Annotated in this window: 21 protein-coding genes; 12 read left to right on the top strand and 9 right to left on the bottom strand. The window is 65.5% G+C overall.

What is annotated here, in order from left to right:
• Positions 1 to 56: 56 nt before the first annotated feature.
• Positions 57 to 1424, bottom strand: coding sequence for an MFS transporter (locus AOP73_RS09300; RefSeq protein WP_061965263.1), 1368 nt, complete (start codon positions 1422 to 1424; stop codon positions 57 to 59).
• A 305-nt stretch (positions 1425 to 1729) separates the two neighbouring features.
• On the opposite strand from AOP73_RS09300, the gene AOP73_RS09295 reads away from it, so the two are divergent.
• From AOP73_RS09295 to AOP73_RS09240, 12 genes are all read left to right on the top strand, one after another.
• Positions 1730 to 5428, top strand: a complete 3699-nt coding sequence (locus tag AOP73_RS09295; RefSeq protein WP_061965261.1) for a nitrate reductase subunit alpha — start codon at positions 1730 to 1732, stop codon at positions 5426 to 5428.
• Positions 5425 to 7104, top strand: a complete 1680-nt coding sequence (gene narH, locus AOP73_RS09290) for a nitrate reductase subunit beta (protein ID WP_061965259.1) — start codon at positions 5425 to 5427, stop codon at positions 7102 to 7104. The genes AOP73_RS09295 and narH overlap by 4 nt, the downstream gene beginning before the upstream one ends.
• Positions 7097 to 7726 (top strand): nitrate reductase molybdenum cofactor assembly chaperone, encoded by a 630-nt coding sequence (gene narJ / locus AOP73_RS09285; RefSeq protein ID WP_061965257.1) that lies wholly within the window; start codon positions 7097 to 7099, stop codon positions 7724 to 7726. The genes narH and narJ overlap by 8 nt, the downstream gene beginning before the upstream one ends.
• Entirely contained in the window at positions 7723 to 8529 is an 807-nt protein-coding gene (narI, locus tag AOP73_RS09280; RefSeq protein WP_084626771.1) for a respiratory nitrate reductase subunit gamma, read from the top strand. The genes narJ and narI overlap by 4 nt, the downstream gene beginning before the upstream one ends.
• 64 nt (positions 8530 to 8593) lie before the next feature.
• Positions 8594 to 9091, top strand: a complete 498-nt coding sequence (locus AOP73_RS09275) for a MogA/MoaB family molybdenum cofactor biosynthesis protein (protein WP_061965697.1) — start codon at positions 8594 to 8596, stop codon at positions 9089 to 9091.
• Positions 9092 to 9096: 5 nt separating this feature from the next.
• Complete coding sequence (locus AOP73_RS09270) at positions 9097 to 9513, top strand: molybdenum cofactor biosynthesis protein MoaE (RefSeq protein WP_061965255.1); 417 nt, start codon at positions 9097 to 9099, stop codon at positions 9511 to 9513.
• On the top strand, positions 9510 to 10508 hold the full coding sequence (moaA, locus tag AOP73_RS09265; protein WP_061965252.1) for a GTP 3',8-cyclase MoaA: 999 nt from the start codon (positions 9510 to 9512) through the stop codon (positions 10506 to 10508). Before AOP73_RS09270 ends, moaA begins: the two co-directional genes overlap by 4 nt.
• A gap of 51 nt (positions 10509 to 10559) precedes the next feature.
• Entirely contained in the window at positions 10560 to 10970 is a 411-nt protein-coding gene (locus AOP73_RS09260) for a TOBE domain-containing protein (protein WP_061965695.1), read from the top strand.
• Positions 10971 to 10981: 11 nt separating this feature from the next.
• Positions 10982 to 11752: a molybdate ABC transporter substrate-binding protein gene (gene modA, locus AOP73_RS09255; RefSeq protein WP_061965691.1), complete on the top strand. Its 771-nt coding sequence runs from the start codon at positions 10982 to 10984 to the stop codon at positions 11750 to 11752.
• Positions 11753 to 11757: 5 nt separating this feature from the next.
• Positions 11758 to 12594 (top strand): ABC transporter permease, encoded by an 837-nt coding sequence (locus AOP73_RS09250; protein ID WP_061965693.1) that lies wholly within the window; start codon positions 11758 to 11760, stop codon positions 12592 to 12594.
• Positions 12591 to 13667 (top strand): sulfate/molybdate ABC transporter ATP-binding protein, encoded by a 1077-nt coding sequence (locus AOP73_RS09245; protein WP_061965250.1) that lies wholly within the window; start codon positions 12591 to 12593, stop codon positions 13665 to 13667. The genes AOP73_RS09250 and AOP73_RS09245 overlap by 4 nt, the downstream gene beginning before the upstream one ends.
• An 8-nt stretch (positions 13668 to 13675) precedes the next feature.
• Positions 13676 to 14188, top strand: coding sequence for a GNAT family N-acetyltransferase (locus AOP73_RS09240; RefSeq protein WP_061965248.1), 513 nt, complete (start codon positions 13676 to 13678; stop codon positions 14186 to 14188).
• Here the strand turns inward: AOP73_RS09240 and AOP73_RS09235 are convergent, their stop codons facing one another.
• From AOP73_RS09235 to AOP73_RS09200, 8 genes are read right to left on the bottom strand one after another with little or no spacing between them, the layout of a single operon-like run.
• Positions 14189 to 14425, bottom strand: coding sequence for a MoaD/ThiS family protein (locus tag AOP73_RS09235; protein WP_061965245.1), 237 nt, complete (start codon positions 14423 to 14425; stop codon positions 14189 to 14191).
• A complete protein-coding gene (locus AOP73_RS12135; protein ID WP_061965244.1) occupies positions 14425 to 14688 on the bottom strand; it encodes a DUF6457 domain-containing protein in 264 nt (87 codons plus the stop codon). The genes AOP73_RS09235 and AOP73_RS12135 overlap by 1 nt, the downstream gene beginning before the upstream one ends.
• On the bottom strand, positions 14685 to 15323 hold the full coding sequence (mobA, locus tag AOP73_RS09225; protein ID WP_061965242.1) for a molybdenum cofactor guanylyltransferase: 639 nt from the start codon (positions 15321 to 15323) through the stop codon (positions 14685 to 14687). Before mobA ends, AOP73_RS12135 begins: the two co-directional genes overlap by 4 nt.
• The gene (moaC, locus tag AOP73_RS09220; protein WP_061965240.1) at positions 15320 to 15796 is read right to left on the bottom strand and encodes a cyclic pyranopterin monophosphate synthase MoaC; all 477 of its coding nucleotides are present in this window, start codon (positions 15794 to 15796) and stop codon (positions 15320 to 15322) included. Before moaC ends, mobA begins: the two co-directional genes overlap by 4 nt.
• A complete protein-coding gene (locus tag AOP73_RS09215; RefSeq protein ID WP_061965238.1) occupies positions 15790 to 17025 on the bottom strand; it encodes a molybdopterin molybdotransferase MoeA in 1236 nt (411 codons plus the stop codon). The genes moaC and AOP73_RS09215 overlap by 7 nt, the downstream gene beginning before the upstream one ends.
• The gene (locus tag AOP73_RS09210; RefSeq protein ID WP_160295466.1) at positions 17018 to 17761 is read right to left on the bottom strand and encodes a HesA/MoeB/ThiF family protein; all 744 of its coding nucleotides are present in this window, start codon (positions 17759 to 17761) and stop codon (positions 17018 to 17020) included. The genes AOP73_RS09215 and AOP73_RS09210 overlap by 8 nt, the downstream gene beginning before the upstream one ends.
• Positions 17762 to 17798: 37 nt before the next feature.
• On the bottom strand, positions 17799 to 18530 hold the full coding sequence (locus tag AOP73_RS09205; protein ID WP_236683572.1) for a sirohydrochlorin chelatase: 732 nt from the start codon (positions 18528 to 18530) through the stop codon (positions 17799 to 17801).
• Complete coding sequence (locus tag AOP73_RS09200) at positions 18527 to 19633, bottom strand: uroporphyrinogen-III synthase (RefSeq protein ID WP_061965687.1); 1107 nt, start codon at positions 19631 to 19633, stop codon at positions 18527 to 18529. Before AOP73_RS09200 ends, AOP73_RS09205 begins: the two co-directional genes overlap by 4 nt.
• Between the last annotated feature and the right edge of the window lie 10 nt (positions 19634 to 19643).

Genomic DNA, 19643 nt, shown 5'->3' with positions numbered 1-19643 from the left:
GTGACCAGGGAGTTTCAAGCGCCATTATGGGCGCGCCGTCCTCACGGACCGATCCGCTAGGACGGCATCTCCGCGCCCTTGCGTGCGTAGAACCACCACGTGATGCCTACCCCAATAAAGGAGATCACTGCCCAGTAGATGTACAGAGTGATCGATGCGGACGACGCCAGGATGATCGAGAAGAAGAACGGCCCGAACGCTGCGATGGCTGCGGTGAATCCAATCACGCCACCGGCCTGACGGGGGTGGAAGATTGACGGCATCTGCTTGAACGTAGAGGCGTTGCCGATTCCCGAGAAGAAGAAGATGGCCAGCATGCCCCACAGGAACATCGGGAAGTCTGAGGCCGACGTGGGATTGAGTTGGAACGCCGTGAACACACAGGCAGCGCCAGTACCGAGGCACGAGACCAGCGTCACAGGCGCGCCACCGAGTTTGTCAGACACAGGTCCAGCGAGGACGCGGGCCGCGGAACCCACGAGGGCGCCGAGGAATGCGTACTGCAGGGGGTTAATGCCGTCGTCACCAAAGACGCCGGTTCCGTAGATGTTGTCGATCAGCAGACCAAAGACGGCCGCGAAGCCGGAGAACGCGCCAAATGTCACGACGTACAGCACCGTCATGTTCCAGGTGTGCTTGTTCTTGAAGATGTCGAGTTGGTCCTTGACGCCGCGCACCTGCATCGGGATGGACTTGAGCATGAACCACGCGGCGATCGCGCCGATGATGGTGAGCGGCACCCATGCGTAACCAGCGTTCTGGTACCACACCTCACGGGTGGCACCCGTCGCGGCGTCGGTCAATTGTTGTGAGCCACCGATTTGGGTGGCGAAAGCACCGCCGAGGAGCATGATGCCAACGATCCACGGGGTGGCGATCTGGACAACGGAAACGCCAAAGTTACCGACGCCGGCCTGCACACCGAGCGCAGTTCCGGCCTTCTTCTTGGGGAAGAAGTAGCTGGTGCTCGGCATGAAGCCCGAGAACGCTCCACCGCCGATTCCCGCGAAGAGGGCGAGCAAGATGAGGGCGAAGTAGGGAGTGTCCGGATTCTGGACGGCAATAGCCCAACCGATGAACGGCACGAGCAGCAGGATGGTCGTGAAGGTGACCATCTTGCGCGTTCCAAGGACCGGCGGCAGGAACATCCACACCAGGCGCAAGAAGCCACCCGCGAGGCCCGGCATCGCGGTCAGCCAGTAGAGCTGGCTCTGCGTGAGGTCAAAGCCGAGGTCGTTGAGGACCGGCGCGATGGCGGACACCAGGAACCACGCAATGAAGCACAGCGTGAGGTTGAAGGTGGTGATCCACAACGTGCGCCATGCGAGTTTCTTGTCCCAATTGGGCCCCTCGGGATCCCAATCCTGGAGCCATTCCTTGCCTGTTCGGTTCGGAACCTTGGGTGCTGGCGCGGTCGCGGTCATCGGGGAAACCTTTCGCGGAAGTCGAGGCACCGATGCCTCTGAGAGATGCCATGTAGATCCAAAAATAGCACCGACCGGCCATTCGTGTCGGGACTAAGGTCCCGGCCAATACCTGGCCTGTTGCTGACATTATGCCAACGAGAGCGTGGCGAAAATCAACGGCGGCACGCGGCGCGTTTTGGCACTGCGGTAGCCGCTAGGGTCTGGTAGACACGTACTTGGAGGAAGGTGGCCCGGGCGGCAATTGCGGCGCCAGGACTAGTCAGCTTTTTGCACCATCACGAAACTTGATTAGGGATGCAACGATGACCACGGTTCACGAGTCCGAAAGCCCTCTAGCGAGCACGTTCCTGGTGAACGCGGGTCGCTTCCTCCAAAGGGGCGACGTCTCCCCCGACCTGCGCACCGTCACTCACCAGGGAGGGCGCGACGCGGACACGTTCTACCGCGACCGGTGGAGCCACGACAAGATTGTGCGTAGCACGCACGGCGTGAACTGCACCGGCTCCTGTTCCTGGAAGGTGTACGTCAAGGACGGCGTGATTACCTGGGAGACCCAACAGACCGACTACCCCTCGGTCGGTGCCGATAGCCCCGAGTACGAACCACGCGGCTGCCCGCGAGGCGCGGCATTCTCGTGGTACACGTATTCACCCACGCGAGTGAAATACCCCTACATCCGCGGCGTCCTGCTCGAGGCCTACCGCGAGGCCAAGAAGCGCTTCCCCGACCCCGTCGACGCCTGGGCCTCCATCGTCGACGACTCCAAAGCCCGAATGAAGTATCAGAAGGCCCGCGGCAAGGGTGGACTGGTCCGCGCGTCGTGGTCTGAGGCCAAGGAAATCGTCGCGGCTGCTCACGTGCACACCGCTAAAAAGTACGGCCCGGACCGAATCTTTGGCTTCTCGCCCATCCCCGCCATGTCGATGGCATCGCACGCCGCCGGCTCACGATTCATCTCGCTCGTGGGCGGCTCGATGCTGTCCTTCTACGACTGGTACGCCGACCTTCCGGTGGCCTCACCTCAGGTCTTTGGCGATCAGACCGACGTTCCCGAGTCCGCAGACTGGTTCAACTCCTCGTACCTGATCATGTGGGGCGCCAATGTGCCCGTCACCCGTACGCCCGATGCCCACTTCATGGCCGAGGCTCGCTACCGGGGGCAGAAGGTCGTCACCGTTTCCCCCGACTATGCGGACAACACTAAGTTTGCGGATGAGTGGATGAGCCCGCACCCCGGCACGGATGGTGCGCTCGCGATGGCCATGGGCCACGTCATGCTCAAGGAGTTCTACGTTGACCGGCAGGTCCCGCGATTTGTGGACTACGTCAAGCGCTACAGCGACTTCCCCTACCTCGTCACGCTAAAGGAGAAGGACGGCGCCTGGGTTCCCGACAAGTTTGTGACCGCGGCAGACTTGGGCGATACCAGCGAGAACGCCGAGTTCAAAACGGTGCTCATCGACTCCGCTACGGGCCGTCCCCACGTGCCCAACGGCTCGCTTGGCCACCGCTTTGGCGACGAGGGCGAAGGCAAGTGGAACCTCGACCTCGAGGGCGTGGACCCTGCGCTGTCGTTGTTTGAAGCGTCCGGCACTGAGACTGCCGAGCTGCTGCTGCCGCGCTTCGACGTGGAGCAGTCCGACGGCGAGCGTGGCGGTGTCCACCACCGCGGCGTACCGGCGGCGAGGCTCGAGACTGTCGGCGGAGAGCGCCTCGTCACCACCGTGTACGACCTCACGCTGGCGCAATATGGTGTGGGCCGCGAGGGCCTACCCGGTGAGTGGCCCACCGGCTACGACGATCTCTCCCCTTACACGCCCGCGTGGCAGGAAGAGATCACGGGAGTACCCGCGTCGATGGCAGAGCGCGTGGGCCGCGAGTTCGCGCAGAACGCCGAGGATTCCGGTGGTCGCTCCATGATCATCCTGGGGGCAGGCACCAACCACTGGTTCCACTCGGATGAGACCTACCGCACGTTCTTGTCCCTCATCACGATGACCGGTTGCCAGGGCGTCAATGGTGGTGGCTGGGCGCACTACGTGGGTCAAGAGAAGTGCCGGCCCGTTACCGGTTGGGCAACGGTGGCAAACGCGCTCGACTGGACTCGGCCGCCGCGTCACATGAATACCACCGCGTGGTCCTACGTGAATACCGGCCAGTGGCGCTACGACCGCTTGAGTCCCGACGCACTGTCGTCCCCATTGGGCGAGAACCGCTTTGCGAACAAGTCGACCATGGGCACCCTCGCGCAGGCAGCGCGTTCGGGTTGGATGCCCTCCTTTCCGTCGCTCAACGCGAACTCCCTCGACCTCGGCGATGCAATCAAGGCCTCGGGCCAAGCCCCGGGCGAGTACATGAAGGAGAAACTCACGTCCGGCGAGGTCAACTTCGCCATCGAGGACCCCGATGCCGAGGAAAACTGGCCCCGCGTCCTCACCGTGTGGCGTGCCAACCTGGTGGGCTCCTCCGCCAAGGGCAACGAATTCTTCCTCCATCACCTGCTGGGGACCGATAGTTCTATCAGGGCCTCGGAATTGGAGGAGGACGAACGCCCCGAGGAGGTCAGGTGGCGGGAATCTGGCCAGGGCAAGCTCGACTTGCTGGTCAGCATGGATTACCGCATGACCTCCACAGGCCTCTACTCCGACATCCTCTTCCCCGCGGCCACGTGGTACGAGAAGCACGACCTCTCCACCACGGACATGCATCCGTTCATTCACGCGTTTACCCCGGCGATTAGCCCACCTTGGGAGACCAAGAGCGACTACGACACGTTCCAGGAAATTGCGCGCTCCTTCAGTGAACTCGCGCGGGGGCACCTCGATACCAGGCACGACCTGGTCACGGCTCCCCTGCTGCACGACACCCCGGACGCTATGGCGCTGCCCAGCGGCGTCGTGAAGGACTGGCGCGAGGGTGAGGTTGACATCATTCCCGGCAAGACCGCCCCCAAATTCATTGTGGTCGAGCGCGACTACACCGCGGTCGCGGACAAGATGTCGGCCCTTGGTCCGCTCACCGAAGGTTTGGGCCTGATGACCAAGGGGGTCAAGTTTGACCCCACCCCCGAGGTGGAATTGCTGGGCAAGATCAATGGCGTGATCCCTACCGGCGTGGCCGCCGGACGACCGTCCCTAGCGACGTCCGTCCACGCCTGCGAGACGATTCTGGCACTGTCAGGTACAACCAACGGTCGGATGGCCGTCGACGGCTTCCGCAATCAGGAGAAACGCACCGGCCAAGGAATGGCCGATCTCGCGCTCGACAACGAGGGCAAGCGCATCACCTTTGCGGACACCCAGGCCCGGCCGGTGCCGGTCATTACCAGCCCCGAGTGGTCGGGCAGCGAGCACGGCGGCAGGCGCTACACGGCGTTCGCGATCAACGTCGAGCGCCTCAAGCCATGGCACACCCTGACCGGTCGCCAGCACTTCTTCCTTGACCACGACTGGATGTCGGAACTGGGAGAGAATCTGCCCACGTATCGACCCCCGCTCAATATGCATCGCATTTCCGGAGATTCCAAGACGGGTCAAGGCAAGGAGGTCACCGTCAGGTACCTCACCCCGCACTCGAAGTGGTCGATTCACTCGAACTACCAAGACAACCAGTACATGCTGTCGCTGTCTCGAGGCGGTCCAGACATCTGGATGAGTGTGGAGGACGCCGAGATCATTGGGGTCAAGGACAACGAGTGGATCGAGGCCTACAACCGCAACGGTGTGGTCGTCGCCCGGGCCGTGGTTTCTCACCGCATGCCCGCCGGAACCGTGTACATGTACCACGCGAAGGATCGCCTGGTCGATGTGCCGATTGCTGAGGAATCCGGAAAGCGCGGCGGCATTCACAACTCGCTCACCCGCCTGGTAATCAAGCCGACGCACCTGCTCGGGGGCTACGCGCAACTGTCGTTCGCCTTTAACTACTACGGCCCCACTGGCAACCAACGAGACGAGGTCACAGTCATACGACGTCGATCTCAGGAGGTGAAGTACTCATGAAGGTCATGGCCCAAGTAGGCATGGTGATGAACCTGGACAAGTGCATTGGGTGTCACACGTGCTCAGTGACCTGCAAGCAGGCGTGGACCAATCGCGACGGCATGGAGTACGCCTGGTTTAACAATGTGGAGACGCGACCCGGCCTGGGCTACCCGCGCACCTACCAGGACCAGGAGAAATGGCAAGGCGGCTGGGTGCTGAATAAGCGCGGCAAACTGCAGTTGCGGTCCGGTGGTCGCGTCAAGCGCCTGCTCAGCATCTTCAACAACCCCAAGCTCCCCGCGGTCAGCGACTACTACGAGCCCTGGACCTACGACTACGACAACCTGCTGTCCGCGCCGCTCGGCGAACACAGCCCCGTCGCGCAGCCCAAGTCCACGATTACTGGCAACCCCATGAAAATCGAGTGGTCCGCGAACTGGGATGACGATCTAGGCGGGGCGCCGGAGACCGGCCCCAACGACCCCATCATCAAGAAGATCAAGGCCGACGTCACGGACCGCGTGAAGTTCGAGTTTGAGCAGGCGTACATGTTCTACCTGCCGCGCATCTGTGAACACTGCCTCAACCCGTCCTGCGTGTCGGCGTGCCCCTCGGGCGCCATGTACAAGCGCGAAGAGGACGGCATTGTGCTGGTTGACCAGGACGGGTGCCGTGGCTGGCGCATGTGCGTCACCGGCTGCCCCTACAAGAAGGTTTTCTTCAACCACGCGACCGGCAAGGCCGAGAAGTGCACCATGTGCTACCCGCGCATCGAGGCGGGCCAGCCCACCGTGTGCTCCGAAACCTGTGTGGGTCGCCTGCGCTACCTGGGGTTGTTCCTCTACGACGCGGATCGAGTGGCCGAGGCGGCTGCCACGCCCAACGAGCAGGACCTCTATGAGGCGCAACTCGACATCATTCTCGACCCCCACGATCCCGAAGTGCAGGCGCAGGCGCGGCGCGACGGCATCCCCGCGGACTGGCTGGAGGCCGCCGAGCGGTCCCCCGTCTACCGCCTCGCCAAGGAATTCCGCGTCGCGTTGCCGCTGCACCCCGAATACCGGACGATGCCGATGGTTTGGTACGTTCCCCCGCTGAGCCCTGTCGTGGACTCGTTGCGCGAGACGGGCCACGACGCGGAGGACGCCGACAACCTCTTCGGTGCGCTGCGTTCGCTTCGCATTCCCATGGAGTACCTCGCGGAACTCTTCACTGCGGGCGACCCCAAGCCGGTGATGCGGGCACTCGACACACTGTCCGTCATGCGCTCATACATGCGTGACCAGAACGTGGGCAACCCGCTGCGCCCTGAGTTGCCTCAGCGCGTGGGCCTCACCGAAACCGAGATCCTGGAGCTCTACCGCCTGCTCGCGATTGCCAAGTACGAGGACCGCTACGTGATCCCGTCGGCGCACGCCGAGGCGGGAAAGGAGTTGGAGGACTTGGCATGCTCACTCGATGGCGAGGGTGGCCCTGGGCAGTTTCCCGAGGGCGGCCAGGGCCGACCGGGCGGCGGCACTGCAACGGCCGTCGCTCCCCCTCGCCCGGTCGCCGCTGAGAGTTTTCATGCCCTCAAGGGAGCGTCGCACCAACGTTCCGATGCGACGGCCGGCTCGATCGACATCAACCTGCCGCATTGGGACGGCAAGGGGGTACCGCTCGGTATGCCTCAGATTCGCAAGAGCGATGACTGATCTCACGGCGGCCTCGCGCCTCGCCGCAGCTTGGCTGCTGTGGTACCCCGACGACGCCCTGCTGGAACGCCTGCCACAGATACGGCAGGTGATACCTGAGCTGCCCGCAGCCGTACGTGTTTCTCTCGACCAATTCCTCACCGAGTTCGACAAGACGGACATCAATGAGATGCAGCGCAACTATGTTGCGGTGTTTGACATGAAGTTGAAGGCCTCGCCGTATCTGACCTTTTGGACTGATGGCGACACCCGCAACCGGGGTTTCTCGATCCTGCGCTTCAAACAGGCATACCTCAGGCACGGGTTTGAAGTAGACGACGCGGAGCTTCCCGATCACCTCTCGGTGGTGCTCGAGTTCGCGGCTGTTGGAGACTCGCTCACGGGTGATGCCCTGCTGGTGGAGCATCGAGTTGCCATCGGACTGTTGAGAGCCGCACTTGAGCGCCTCAACTCACCGTACATGCATGTTGTGGATGCGGTTCTCGCAACGCTTCCCGCGATTACCCCGGAAATCTCTGCGCGCATGGCGTCACTCGCCAAGCAGGGACCCCCCACGGAGACCGTGGGGCTCGACTCGTTCCCCACCTCACTCAACCTTGCCGAACTCGGAGGCCGTCGATGAATATCATCGTCACTGGATTGCTGGCTGCGGAAGTATCCACGACATCGGCAGAGGTGGCTGAGCCATCTAGTCTCAACCTGCTGCTGTGGATTGCGTTCCCCTATGTCGCGATCGCCACCATCATCGTCGGCTTGGTCTGGCGCTACCGCTATGACAAGTTCGGCTGGACCACTCGGTCGAGTCAGTCGTACGAGAACAAGATCATGCATGTGGCAAGCCCGCTGTTCCACTACGGAATAATCGCGGTGTTCTTTGGCCACATTTTGGGGCTGATGATTCCGGAGACGTGGACCGAAGCCATTGGACTAGACGAGCACACGTATCACATGCTCACGCTGCCCCTCAGCCTGATTGCCGGTGCAGCCACGCTCATTGGCCTGATCATGTTGATCTTCCGCCGACGCACCACCGCGCAGGTTTTCCAGCGCACCACCAAGAACGACAAGGTGATGTACGTCTTCCTGGGCGCCGCGATCTTGCTTGGGGTCTTCACCTCCTGGGCAGCATCGGGCATCTTTGACGACGGCCACAACTACCGTGAGGACGTTGCGGTGTGGTTCCGGTCCATCCTGATCTTCCAGCCGCAGCCGGAGGCAATGGCATCCGCGCCGGCGTATTTCCAGATCCACGCCGTCGCCGGAATGCTGCTGTTCTGCATCTGGCCATTCACTCGCCTCGTGCACGTCTTCTCCGTGCCGCTGCAGTACCTCATGCGCCCTTATGTGGTCTACCGCAAGAAGTCGCCGCATCGCTCGGGAAACCGCACAACCCGTCGTGGGTGGGAACCCACGCGCACCGACTGATGCCACAACGCCACCTCACGACGATGTCGACACGCGAAACCTGCGTACCTCCTACACTGGCACCATGAGCGACGAACTTCACGACGTCCTATGTTCCGTCATCACGGTGTCCGACCGCGCCTCGCGCGGGGAACGTAAAGACACCAGTGGCAAGGCCATCGCCGATGCCCTGAAATCGGTGGGCGCCGATGTTGAGCACACAGTGGTCAGCGACGGCGTCGACTCGGTACTTGGCGCACTGCGCGCCTCGACAGCCACGGGCGCGCGCGTGGTCATCACTACTGGTGGCACGGGCATTGCCCCGCGCGATTTCACCCCAGAAGCCACCGCAAGCATCATTGCGCGCCCCATTCCGGGCATCCCCGAGATGCTGCGACGCGTCAGCGGCGAGTCCGTGCCAACGGCCGCCCTGTCTCGCGGCATCGCCGGAGTGACGGGTGGTCCGATTAACGCCATCATCATCAACTTGCCGGGCTCACTCGACTCTGCCAAGGCCGGCATCGAGACCATCCTGCCGCTGCTCCCCCACATGCTGAGTCAACTGGATGGTGGCGACCATTGATCGCCATGGCCCGCATCACCGAGGCGCCGCTGTCGCTTGACGAGCACGTGACCGCGGTGACGGGGCCCGCCCAGGGTGCGATCGCGTCATTCATAGGTACGGTGCGCGACCACGACCCGTCGGTTGACGGCCGCGTCACGCACCTTGACTATTCGGCCCATCCCGATGCGCAGAGCACTATCAAACGCATCGCAGCGGAGGTATGTGGTGACGACGCCGGTGAGTTGACTGCCGCTGTCAGCCACCGCATCGGCTTACTGGGCGTGGGCGAGGCCGCTATTGTGGCCGCAGTATCGAGTGCGCACCGTGCCGAGGCCTTCGACACGTGCCGCCTGCTCGTTGAACGAATCAAGGCCGAACTGCCCGTGTGGAAGCGCGAGGTGTTGGCCGACGGATCGCACACCTGGGTAGGTATCTCATGACCGACGGACTTCTCGATCGTTTTGGCCGCGTGCACCGCGACCTGCGCATTAGCCTGACCGACCGCTGCTCACTGCGTTGCACGTACTGCATGCCCGCAGACGGCGTACCTTGGCTCAAGGCCGATACGATGCTGACCACCGACGAGTTAGTGCGCGTGGCGCGCGTTGGCGTCGAGATGGGCATCAGCGAGATTCGTCTGACCGGTGGCGAACCACTGCTGCGCCCCGACGTGGTCGACGTGGTCGCGCGCATGGCGGGCCTCGAGGGACCCCACGGACACCCCGAGGTGTCGCTGACCACTAACGGACTTCGCTTGCCCGGCCTCGCGGCGCAGCTGCGGGACGCAGGACTCGCGCGCGTCAACGTCTCGCTCGACACTTTGCGCCGCGAACGCTTCGCGGAACTCACCCGGCGCGACCGTCTCACCGACACGCTCGCTGGTTTGGCCGCGGCCGATGCCGCGGGCCTGTCCCCCATCAAGATCAACGCCGTCGCGATGCGCGGGGTCAACGAAGACGAGATCGTGGATCTCACCCAGTTCTGCGTGGACCACGGCTACCAGATGCGCTTCATCGAGCAGATGCCGCTGGATGCCGGGCACACGTGGGACCGCAACGAGATGGTGACGGGCGAGGAGATCCTCGCCCAGCTGACCGCACATTACACGCTGACCGAGCGCGACGACCGAGGTGCCGCGCCCGCGCAAGTGTGGGACATCGACGGCGGGCCAGCCTCGGTGGGCGTCATCGCGTCCGTCACCAGCCCGTTCTGCGGCACGTGCGACCGCGTGCGCCTCACCGCGGACGGCCAACTCCGCGCGTGCCTCTTCGCCCGCAAGGAGTCCGACATCCGGGGCCTGCTGCGCGATGGGTCGGACGATGAAGCGATCGCTGCCGCCATCACCGCGTGCCTGCAGCTCAAGCAGCCCGGCCACGATATCGACGACCCCGCCTTCCTGCAGCCCGACCGCCCCATGAGCGCCATCGGCGGCTAACTGCGCCTCTCACGCTTGCCTGTCCGCAGGTGCGGCACTAACGTGGGCTTCATGCCGCATTTGAGGATTTCCGAGGCCGCGCGACTCGTGGGCGTGAGCGACGACACGATGCGCCGCTGGATCGAGGCCGACTCCCTTCCCACGGCCAAAGATGAGTCCGGACGCGCGCTCATCGACGGCGAGTACGTCGCCCGCCTCGCGCGCGACCATGCAGTCGCGCCGGCGGACACCTCGGGCGTATCTCGCTCCGCTCGCAACCAGTTTGTCGGCATCGTCACTGCGATCACCGCAGACACGGTGATGGCTCAGGTTGAGCTTCAGTGCGGCCCTCACCGCGTGGTGTCGCTCATGAGTTCCGAGGCGGTACGCGACCTTGGACTCGAGGTAGGCACGGTGGCCACCGCGGTCGTCAAGGCCACGACCGTTATCGTCGAGACGGCCGAACCCCGGGCGCGGTCGTGAACCTGCGGCCATTGAGTCGCGCCGCGTTCACTTTCGTTTCTGCGGCGCTCGCCTGCACTGCACTGTCCGCGTGCTCTCCCAACGCAGACTCGACCGCGAGCGGTCACAACGGCTCGGAGACCATCACGGTATTCGCCGCTGCGTCCCTGACCGAACCCTTCGCTCAGATTGCCGAGAATTTCGAGGACGAGAACCCCGCACTTGCCGTCACGATGTCGTTTGCCGGCTCCGCCGACCTCGCGACCCAGATCGTCGAGGGCGCCCCCGCCGACGTCTTCGCGTCGGCCAACGAGGCACAGATGCAGTCGGTCGTCGACGCTGGGCTCACGGCCGCGCCCCCCGTGATTTTTGCTACCAACGAGCCCACCATCGTGGTGCCGGCGGATAATCCAGCAGCGGTGTCATCGTTCGCGGACCTTGCCAACCCGGAAGTAGCGACCGTGGTGTGCGCACCCCAGGTGCCGTGCGGCGCCGCCGAACTTGCGGTCGAGACGGCGACTGGCGTCGACGTCGCTCCTGTCAGCGAGGAATCCTCGGTAACCGACGTACTGGGCAAGGTCACCTCCGGGCAGGCAGACGCCGGAATCGTCTACGTCACCGACGTCGCCCGAGCGGGCGCGGCGGTGATCGGCATCCCCATTGACGGCGCCGATGCCGCGGTGACCTCGTATCCCATCGCATCCGTGACAGATGCTGACCCCGGCGCACAGGCATTCGTCGACTACGTCACGAGCCCCGCGGGTCAGGCAGTCCTCGCGGACGCCGGGTTCGGCACGCCATGACACTCATGCCCGATGTCAAAGCCCGGGTCACCGGTCGCCGCACCTCCCCTGCGCGAGTAGCGGGATACGTCCCTGGCTGGGTGCTACCGATCGCGATCCTCGGCGCACTGCTCGTGCTTGTCCCGCTCGTCGCGATGGGCACGCGCGTGGACTGGGCAAACTTTGGAACCCTCGTGTCTTCACCAAGCGCCCTCGCGGCGGTAGGGCTGTCGTTGCGCACATCGCTCGCCGCCACCGTGTGGTGCGTCCTACTCGGCGTGCCCATGGCCATCGTGCTCGCGCGAATGGACTTTCCCTTCAAGGCACTCGCCCGCACGCTGGTGTTGGTGCCGCTGGTGCTCCCCCCCGTGGTGGGTGGACTCGCGCTACTCTACGCCTTCGGGCGCCGCGGGCTCCTGGGAGGCGCGTTCAGCTTTCTGGGGATCGACATCGCGTTCTCCACGACCGCCGTGGTGCTGGCCCAGACGTTCGTGGCGCTGCCATTCATGGTGCTCACCTTAGAATCCGCGCTGCGAGCGCAGGGTGCAGCGTACGAGGGCGTCGCGGCGACGCTCGGGGCGCGGCGAGGCTACGCGTTCCGCACGGTGACGCTGCCGCTGATGTGGCCCGCGCTGGTGGCGGGCACCGTGCTGTGCTTCGCGCGGGCGCTCGGCGAGTTTGGCGCGACCATCACCTTCGCGGGCAGCCTGGAGGGCGTGACCCGCACGGTGCCCTTGGAGATTTACCTGCAGCGCGAGGTGGACCCCGACGCCGCCGTCGCGTTGTCGCTACTGCTGATCATCATCGCGCTGGTCATCGTGGGCTTTGCCTACCGTCGCCCTTCTGGGCGGAGCGAGCGGTGAGGTTACGAGCATCGGCCGTCGTTGCCGCACGCGGACTGAACGCCACCTTGACGGTCGAATCGGGCCGGACGCTCGCCCTGCTGGGCGCCAACGGGTCTGGCAAGTCGTCGCTACTGGGTGTTCTGGCCGGTGTCCTACGACCAGATTCCGGCGACGCGAGCCTCGGCGACGCCGAGCTGTTCAACCTCTCCCCAGGCAGCGCCACGTGGCCACGACCCGACGAACGCCCCATCGGATTACTGGGGCAGGTTCCGATGCTGTTTCCCCACCTGAGCGCGCTCGACAACGTCGCGTTCCCCGCGCGCGCCCGCGGCGCGTCCAAGCCAGATGCTCGACGGGCCGCACTGCAATGGTTGCGCGCCGTCGATGCCGAGACGCTGTCGGCATCGCGCCCTCGCGAACTCTCCGGTGGCGAGTCGCAGCGCGTCGCGATCGCCCGGGCGCTCGCGGCCGAACCGGAAATCCTGCTGTTGGACGAGCCGCTGGCTGCGCTCGACGTGGACTCGGCCCAGACGGTGCGAGCGGTGCTGGCCTCGGTGCTCGCCGAGCGCACAGCCATCTTCGCGACGCACGATGTGGTGGACGCCTCGATGCTCGCAGACGACATCGCCGTCATGCACGACGGGCACATCGTCGAAGCGGGCCCCACGCGCGACGTCCTGGCACGGCCGCAACATCCGTTCACCGCGCGCATGGCCGGACGCGGCCTGGTCGCAGGCGTGCGCACTGATTCTGGCATTCGACTGCCCGATGGCGCCTTGGTTGCGTGCGCACTGGCGGACGATTCTGCAGTGGGCTCTGGGGTCTTGCTGACCGTTCGACCTGGTTCCGTACGCGTGGTACCTGCGTCTGCTCGTCTCGCCAAGCCGGCAGCAAACACGGTCACCGCGCCGGTGACGGCGCTGGAAACCCACGCCGAATCACTTCGAATCTGGGCGGGCGGGCTCATCGCGGACATGAATCTTGAGGAAGCACGCACCCAAGCGCCACGTCCCGGCGACGTGGTGACCATGCACATCGATCCCGTGGGCGCTGTCGTCTACGCCAGGGCTGTGTCACTCCCGAGTGATTGACTCAAGAGATGACCGCCATTGTGCCCGAGAATGTCGAACTACTTCCCTATGCACCGGAGGATCTCGATCTCTTGCGGCGTGCCAACACCCCCGAACTCATGGACCAGATGGGTGGAGTGGAGGATGAGGCCGCGGTTCACCGGCGTCACGAACGCTACCTGCTGCTCCCGATCGGCCACCTGGGCCAGCAATTTCGCGTGATCATCCCGGGCCACCCAGAAGGCGTGGGAATGGTGGGGTACTGGGTCAGGACTGACATTCCCGAGCGCACCCTCGAATGCGGTTGGTCGATCGAGGCTCAGTACCGCGGGCGAGGTATCGCAACAATCGCGACCACCACCATGATTCAGTTCCTGCGCGAGGGTGGCGAGACCTGCCTGTTGCACGCTTACCCTCGCATCGACAACGCAGCATCAAACGCCGTGTGCCGCAAGGCTGGCTTCTCTCTGGTGGGAGCCGTCAAGGATCCATCCGTGGGCGCGGGCGAAATCGAGCTCAACGACTATGCCATGGAGCTGTGACTATCCCCCCGCGAAGGGAGGCAGAACGTCCAGGGTCGAGCCTGCGGCCACTAATTCATCGGCGGCAACCCTACGTCCGTCCACCATCACGGCGCACTGACGCCACACGCGTGCGAGATCGTCTCCACGCGACGCAATTAAGCGTGCGCGGATATCCTCGACCGTCCCCTCTGGAACCGTCGCCTGCTCGGCACCCGCGGCCTCGGCGGCGGCGGCAAAGAATCTGACAGTCACCATCAGCCGGGCATCTCCTCGGTCCACGCCAGCGCCAGCGCGCTGGCCTTGCGGGAGGCCTCAGCCACCGCATCGGCTCCCCCGCCCTGCTGGGCGGCCGCGTAGCCGACCAGGAAGGTCGCCAGCGGCGCTGCCGGGCGCGTTACCGAATGCGCAGCGTCACGCGCGACGTCGAGCAGTTCCTGAATATCAAGGTCCTCGAGGTTGATCTGGAGCTCGGCTGCGAGCCGTGCCACCCAGGACTCAAGTTGTGCCGGTGTAGTCATGATTCCTCCCCCAGCGAGCTGGGCCATGGACGCGCACCCCATCGGTCCGCGTCCTGCCAAGTATCGACGTCATCACTCGCGTGGTGCAATCCGAGCACTGGGGTCATTTCCAGTTCGCTGGTCATCTGCTTCATCGAGGTTCCCGTGACGCTCGCGACGGATTGCAGCGCAGCCGCGAATGCCTCACCCCGGTACACGGCAAGTAGCGGCTGGGCGTAGCCCGTGTCGTCCACCAGCCACGCGCCGTCACTCTCACGCGACCGCGCGGCCTCGAGCAAGGCGGGCACAGCATCGGCCGCGTTCGGCATGTCGCATGCAAGCGCAAGAATCAGATCCTCGGCACCAATGGCGTCAGCACGCGCGTCGGCGAGCGCGGCCACCCCGGCAGCAAGCCCCGCCGCGGGGCCACCGCCCGCCGGCTCCTCGCGAGTCACGATGACGCCGTCGCGAGCGAGCGCCTCCGGCCCCACCACCACCACGGGACTCGCCTGGGCCACGACACATGCCGCGAGCGCGAGGTCGAGCAGCGTGTCGTCACCCACGATCAGGTCGGGCTTTGACGCACCACCGAGCCTGCGCGCTGCACCTCCGGCCAGCACAATCGCGCTGACCGTCCCGAGTGTCGAAGAACTCATGCCTCGCGGCTCCAGTCTCCCGACTTTCCCCCGGTCTTCTTCACGAGCTCCACGCGACCGATGGCCGTGCCCTTGTCCATGCCCTTGACCATGTCGACCACGTTGAGCGCGGCGATGCTGACCGCGGTGAGGGCCTCCATCTCCACTCCGGTGCGGTCCGCGGTGCGCGCCGTAGCCTGGATTGCGACCCCGCGATCGTTCACCTCGAGATCCACGACCACACCGTGCACACCGATGACGTGAGCGAGGGGCAGCAAATCGGGCGTCTTCTTCGCGCCAGCGATGCCTGCGATGCGCGCCACGGCGAGCACGTCTCCCTTGGGCACCGAGCCGTCTCGCAGGGCGGCGACGACGTGGGGTGCGCACTCGACAAAACCACGCGCAGTGGCGCTGCGGATCGTTGGCTGCTTGGCGGTCACGTCGACCATGCGCGCGTGGCCCTCGCCGTCCAGATGCGTAAATTCGGTCACCATGTTCTCCTCATCAAACCCACGGTATCGCCCGCGGAAACCTCGGTTGTCTCGGGTGCCACCACCGCCAGCGCCTCACCGTGCGCCAAGGAGGCCGCCAGGTGCGAGCGCGATCCCCCGCCGGTTGCCGGCTCGACGGTGCCGTTCGGGTTGATCCGCACTGGCACGTGCTGCTGACGGCCGGGAGGCGAACGCCAGCCCGTCGCGGCCACGGCGTACGCGAGTTCCGGCTCGATTTCCCCCACCATGGCCCGCAGCATCGGCGCGACGATCACGGCAAAGGACACCGCCACGGACACCGGATTGCCTGGCAGACACACGATGGGGGTGCCGTCGAACACTCCGAGGCCTTGGGGCTTGCCTGGTTGCATCGCCACGGGCACAAAGTCAACGCCACGGCTCGCGAGTGCGGCCTTCACTACGTCGTACGCGCCTACGCTCACACCGCCTGACGTCACGATCAGATCGGCCGATGCTTCAGCGAGTACCCCGAGCAGCCTCGCCGGGTCGTCTCCCGCGCGCGGAAGGACTACCACGTCGGCTCCCGTAGCGGCGGCGAGGGCTGTCATGAGCATCCCATTCGAGTCGTAGATACTCCCGACAGGTAGCGGCTGCCCAGGGGCGGTCAGCTCGTCTCCGGTGGCCAGCACCGCGACCCGAGGGCGGCGCGCGACCGTCAGCCGCGCAACACCCGCGCTGGCGGCGGCCGCGATCTGCCACGGACCCAAGCGCGTTCCGGAGCGCAGCACCTCGTCGCCCTCGCGCACGTCCTCGCCGCGACGACGGATGTGCGCCTCGAGCGCGGGCGCCACGGCGATGGAAATAGGCGTGCCGGTGACCATCCCGCGAGGACGCGTGCTCGGTCCACCTGCACCGCCGAACGCGTCCGTGTGCTCCACGGGCACGATTGCATCGGCACCCTCGGGCACCGGAGCCCCCGTCATGATGCGCGCGACGGTGCCCGGAGCGAGGGGGTCAGGCATTCCCGATCCGGCAGGGATGTCGGCGGACACGATCATTGCGACCGGGGCCGAATCGGACGCCGCGGCCACCTCGTCCCCACGCACCGCATAGCCATCCATCGCGGAGTTATCGAATGGCGGATTGTCGGTGCGGGAGTTCACTGGGTCTGCGAGCACGCGACCGAGGGCGTCGCCTAGCGAGACCTCCTCGGTAGGCAAGGCGGAGACCAGCGCGGTCGCGGCGGCGACATGTTCGGCGACGCTACGCACGTGTACCGCCCACGGGTGAACGAACATCGTCGCCGGCGACGTCAGCCAACTCTTCTGAGCCGCGCACGGTGAGCGAGCGCCATCGACCCGTGCGGCCGTCGAGCACCTCGATGCGGCCCTCCAAGGTGCTGCCGGCGCCGCTGGCAATCTTGATCGCTTCGGTGGCCATCGCCGTCGCCACCTGCCCGCATACCGTACCCATCACCGGCCCGCTGTCGCACACGTCGAGGTCGAACTCGGGTTCCTCGGGGAAGGCGTCGCGCAGCCGCACTCGCGCACCGAACGCGGTCACTTGACCGTGCCACCCCTGCACCGCTCCCCAGGCAACCGGAATGCCCAAGCCAGCCGCGCCATCGTCTATCAGTAAGCGTGCGTGAAAGGTATCGGTGGCGTCGACGATCACGTCGTGGCCCGCGAGGGTCTCGGCGGCGTTGGCCGTGGAAAGGCGCCGTGGCATCACCATCACCTCGCAATGGGGAGCGATGGCGGCGAGTCTGCGCGCAGCGGCATCCACCTTGCGCGCGCCCACGTCGTCGGGGCCGAACAGAACCTGGCGATGAAGGTTCGTCACGGAGACGGTGTCGGAGTCGATGAGCGTGATGCGTCCCACGCCGGCCGCGGCGAGATACAACGCGGCGGGGCACCCCAGTCCGCCCACTCCTACAATCGCCACCGACGCTTCTGCAAGGGCGCGCTGACCTTCATCGCCAAAGCCGGCGAGTGTGCGTTGCCGCACGAACGGATCTAGCTCCGGGCTGGCTGGGGTGTCTCGGTCATGCTCCACTCGCATCACGATACCGGTCGGCGACGATGTCAAGCAGGAGGGGGTGCGGCGCGAGTGGCGCGGTGAAGTGATCGGCGCCCGCAGCCTCGATGCGTCCCTGGAAGAAACCAGGTGACAGCAGGAACGATGCGACGGCAACCTCCATCTCCTCGCCATTGGCGCGGGCGGCTTCCACAGCCTCCGCGACGCTGGGCTTGATGCCCGCGGCATAGCCGATCCTCACCGGACCGCCCCAGTGCGTACGCAACATGTCCGCGGCCGCCTCGGTATCCGCCTGGGAGCGCGGGTCCGAGGACCCTGCGGCGGCCAAGACGAGTGTTGCGGTGTCCGGAATCCCGGCCTCCGCGACGCGCTCGAGCACAATGTCAATCAGACGTTCGTCGGGCCCTAGCGCCGGTGCGGCGACGACATCGTCGCGCTCCTGGGTGGCCTTGGCGATGTCCACGTACACGTGATAGCCGCCGGCCAAGAGCAGCGGCACCACGACGGCGGTCGGGCCGGATCCCTCGCCTGCCGCGGGGATGCTGTCGACCACCTGGTCAACCTTGGGGTCTTGCACGTCGACGTAGGCCTCGCGGACGTCCACGCCGAGGTGACCACGGATCGCCTCGAGCAGATCCAGGATCACCTGCTGTCCGGCCGGCTCGCGAGTACCGTGCGCGCAGCCGATGAGGACGGGACGTGACGTCTTGGCCGGCGTCACCACAGCATCGGCGCTCACGAGGTCACCCCCAACGCATAGCCGCGCTTCACCACCGTACGGACAATACCCTTGGCGCCGGAATTTTCGCGTAGGCGATTGATGGCCGCCTCGACGGCATGCGGCCCCGCCTGCGCACCGGGCAGCAGTTCTGCGAGTTGGTCCCGGGTCAACACGTTTCCGCCGGCGGAGGCCAGCGCTCGCAGGATTTCTAGGCCAGTGGGGGTCAGCGGCAGCACTCGCCCATCGAGGACGGCGGTGGTCGCGCGCATGACGAGCATGCCGCTGGCGGTCTGTTGTCCCACGGAGTCCTCGGCGTAGTGGCGCACGAGTTCGCGGATCAACGCGCCCAGACGCCACCTCTCCGGATAGCACGTCGTAATGCCGACAGCCTCCAGAGGGCCGGCAGTGACCGGGCCTACCGCCGCCATCACGAGTGAGCGATCAGCGCTGCGACGCTTGACCTCCTCGACAACTCCGAGTTCGCGCGCGGTGCCGAGCCACTCGTACGCTCCCGGCGCGGAGGTGAACAGCACGGCATCGACTCCCCCGTCCGCGGCCCGCTGCACCCATTCCCGGTGAGCGTCGGGTTCCACTGGCGGCCCCCAGCCGTAGATCAGCAGGCTCTGCACTTCGGCGCCCGCGCTGGTAAAAGCCTCATCGAGCCCGTCCGAGCCATTGCCGTGATGCTGGACCGCGATGCGCAGTCCGTTGACGCCCTCGGCCAGCAGGTAGTCGCGCAGTTCTGCGGCGGTCTCGCTCTCCGCAACCCAGTCGGATTCCAGTCCGGCGGCCTGGATCGCACCGCGCGCCTTGGGACCGCGTGCGATCAATCGGGCACCGCGCAGGCAGTCGAGTAGGTCGTCCGCGAGACCCGCGGCATCGGCTGCCTCGATCCATCCCCGGAAGCCGATGCCGGTGGTCGCCACCACCACATGGGGTGGGTTGGCGATGATGGCGCGGGTGTCCGCGATGAGTCGTTCGTCATCGAGGTGCGGGATGGTGCTCAGCGCGGCGGCGTGCTGAATGGTCGCTCCCCGGCGCTCGAGCGCCGACGCGAGCTCCCGTTTGCGACGGTCAGCCGTGATGACCATGACGCATCCCGCGAGCGGTTCGCCAACCATCGTCACGCCG

Source organism: Demequina aurantiaca, from assembly GCF_000975135.1.
Classification (GTDB): Bacteria; Actinomycetota; Actinomycetes; order Actinomycetales; family Demequinaceae; genus Demequina; species Demequina aurantiaca.
Note: the sequence above shows the minus strand (reverse complement) of the source record. Positions and strands in the feature narration are given on the sequence as shown.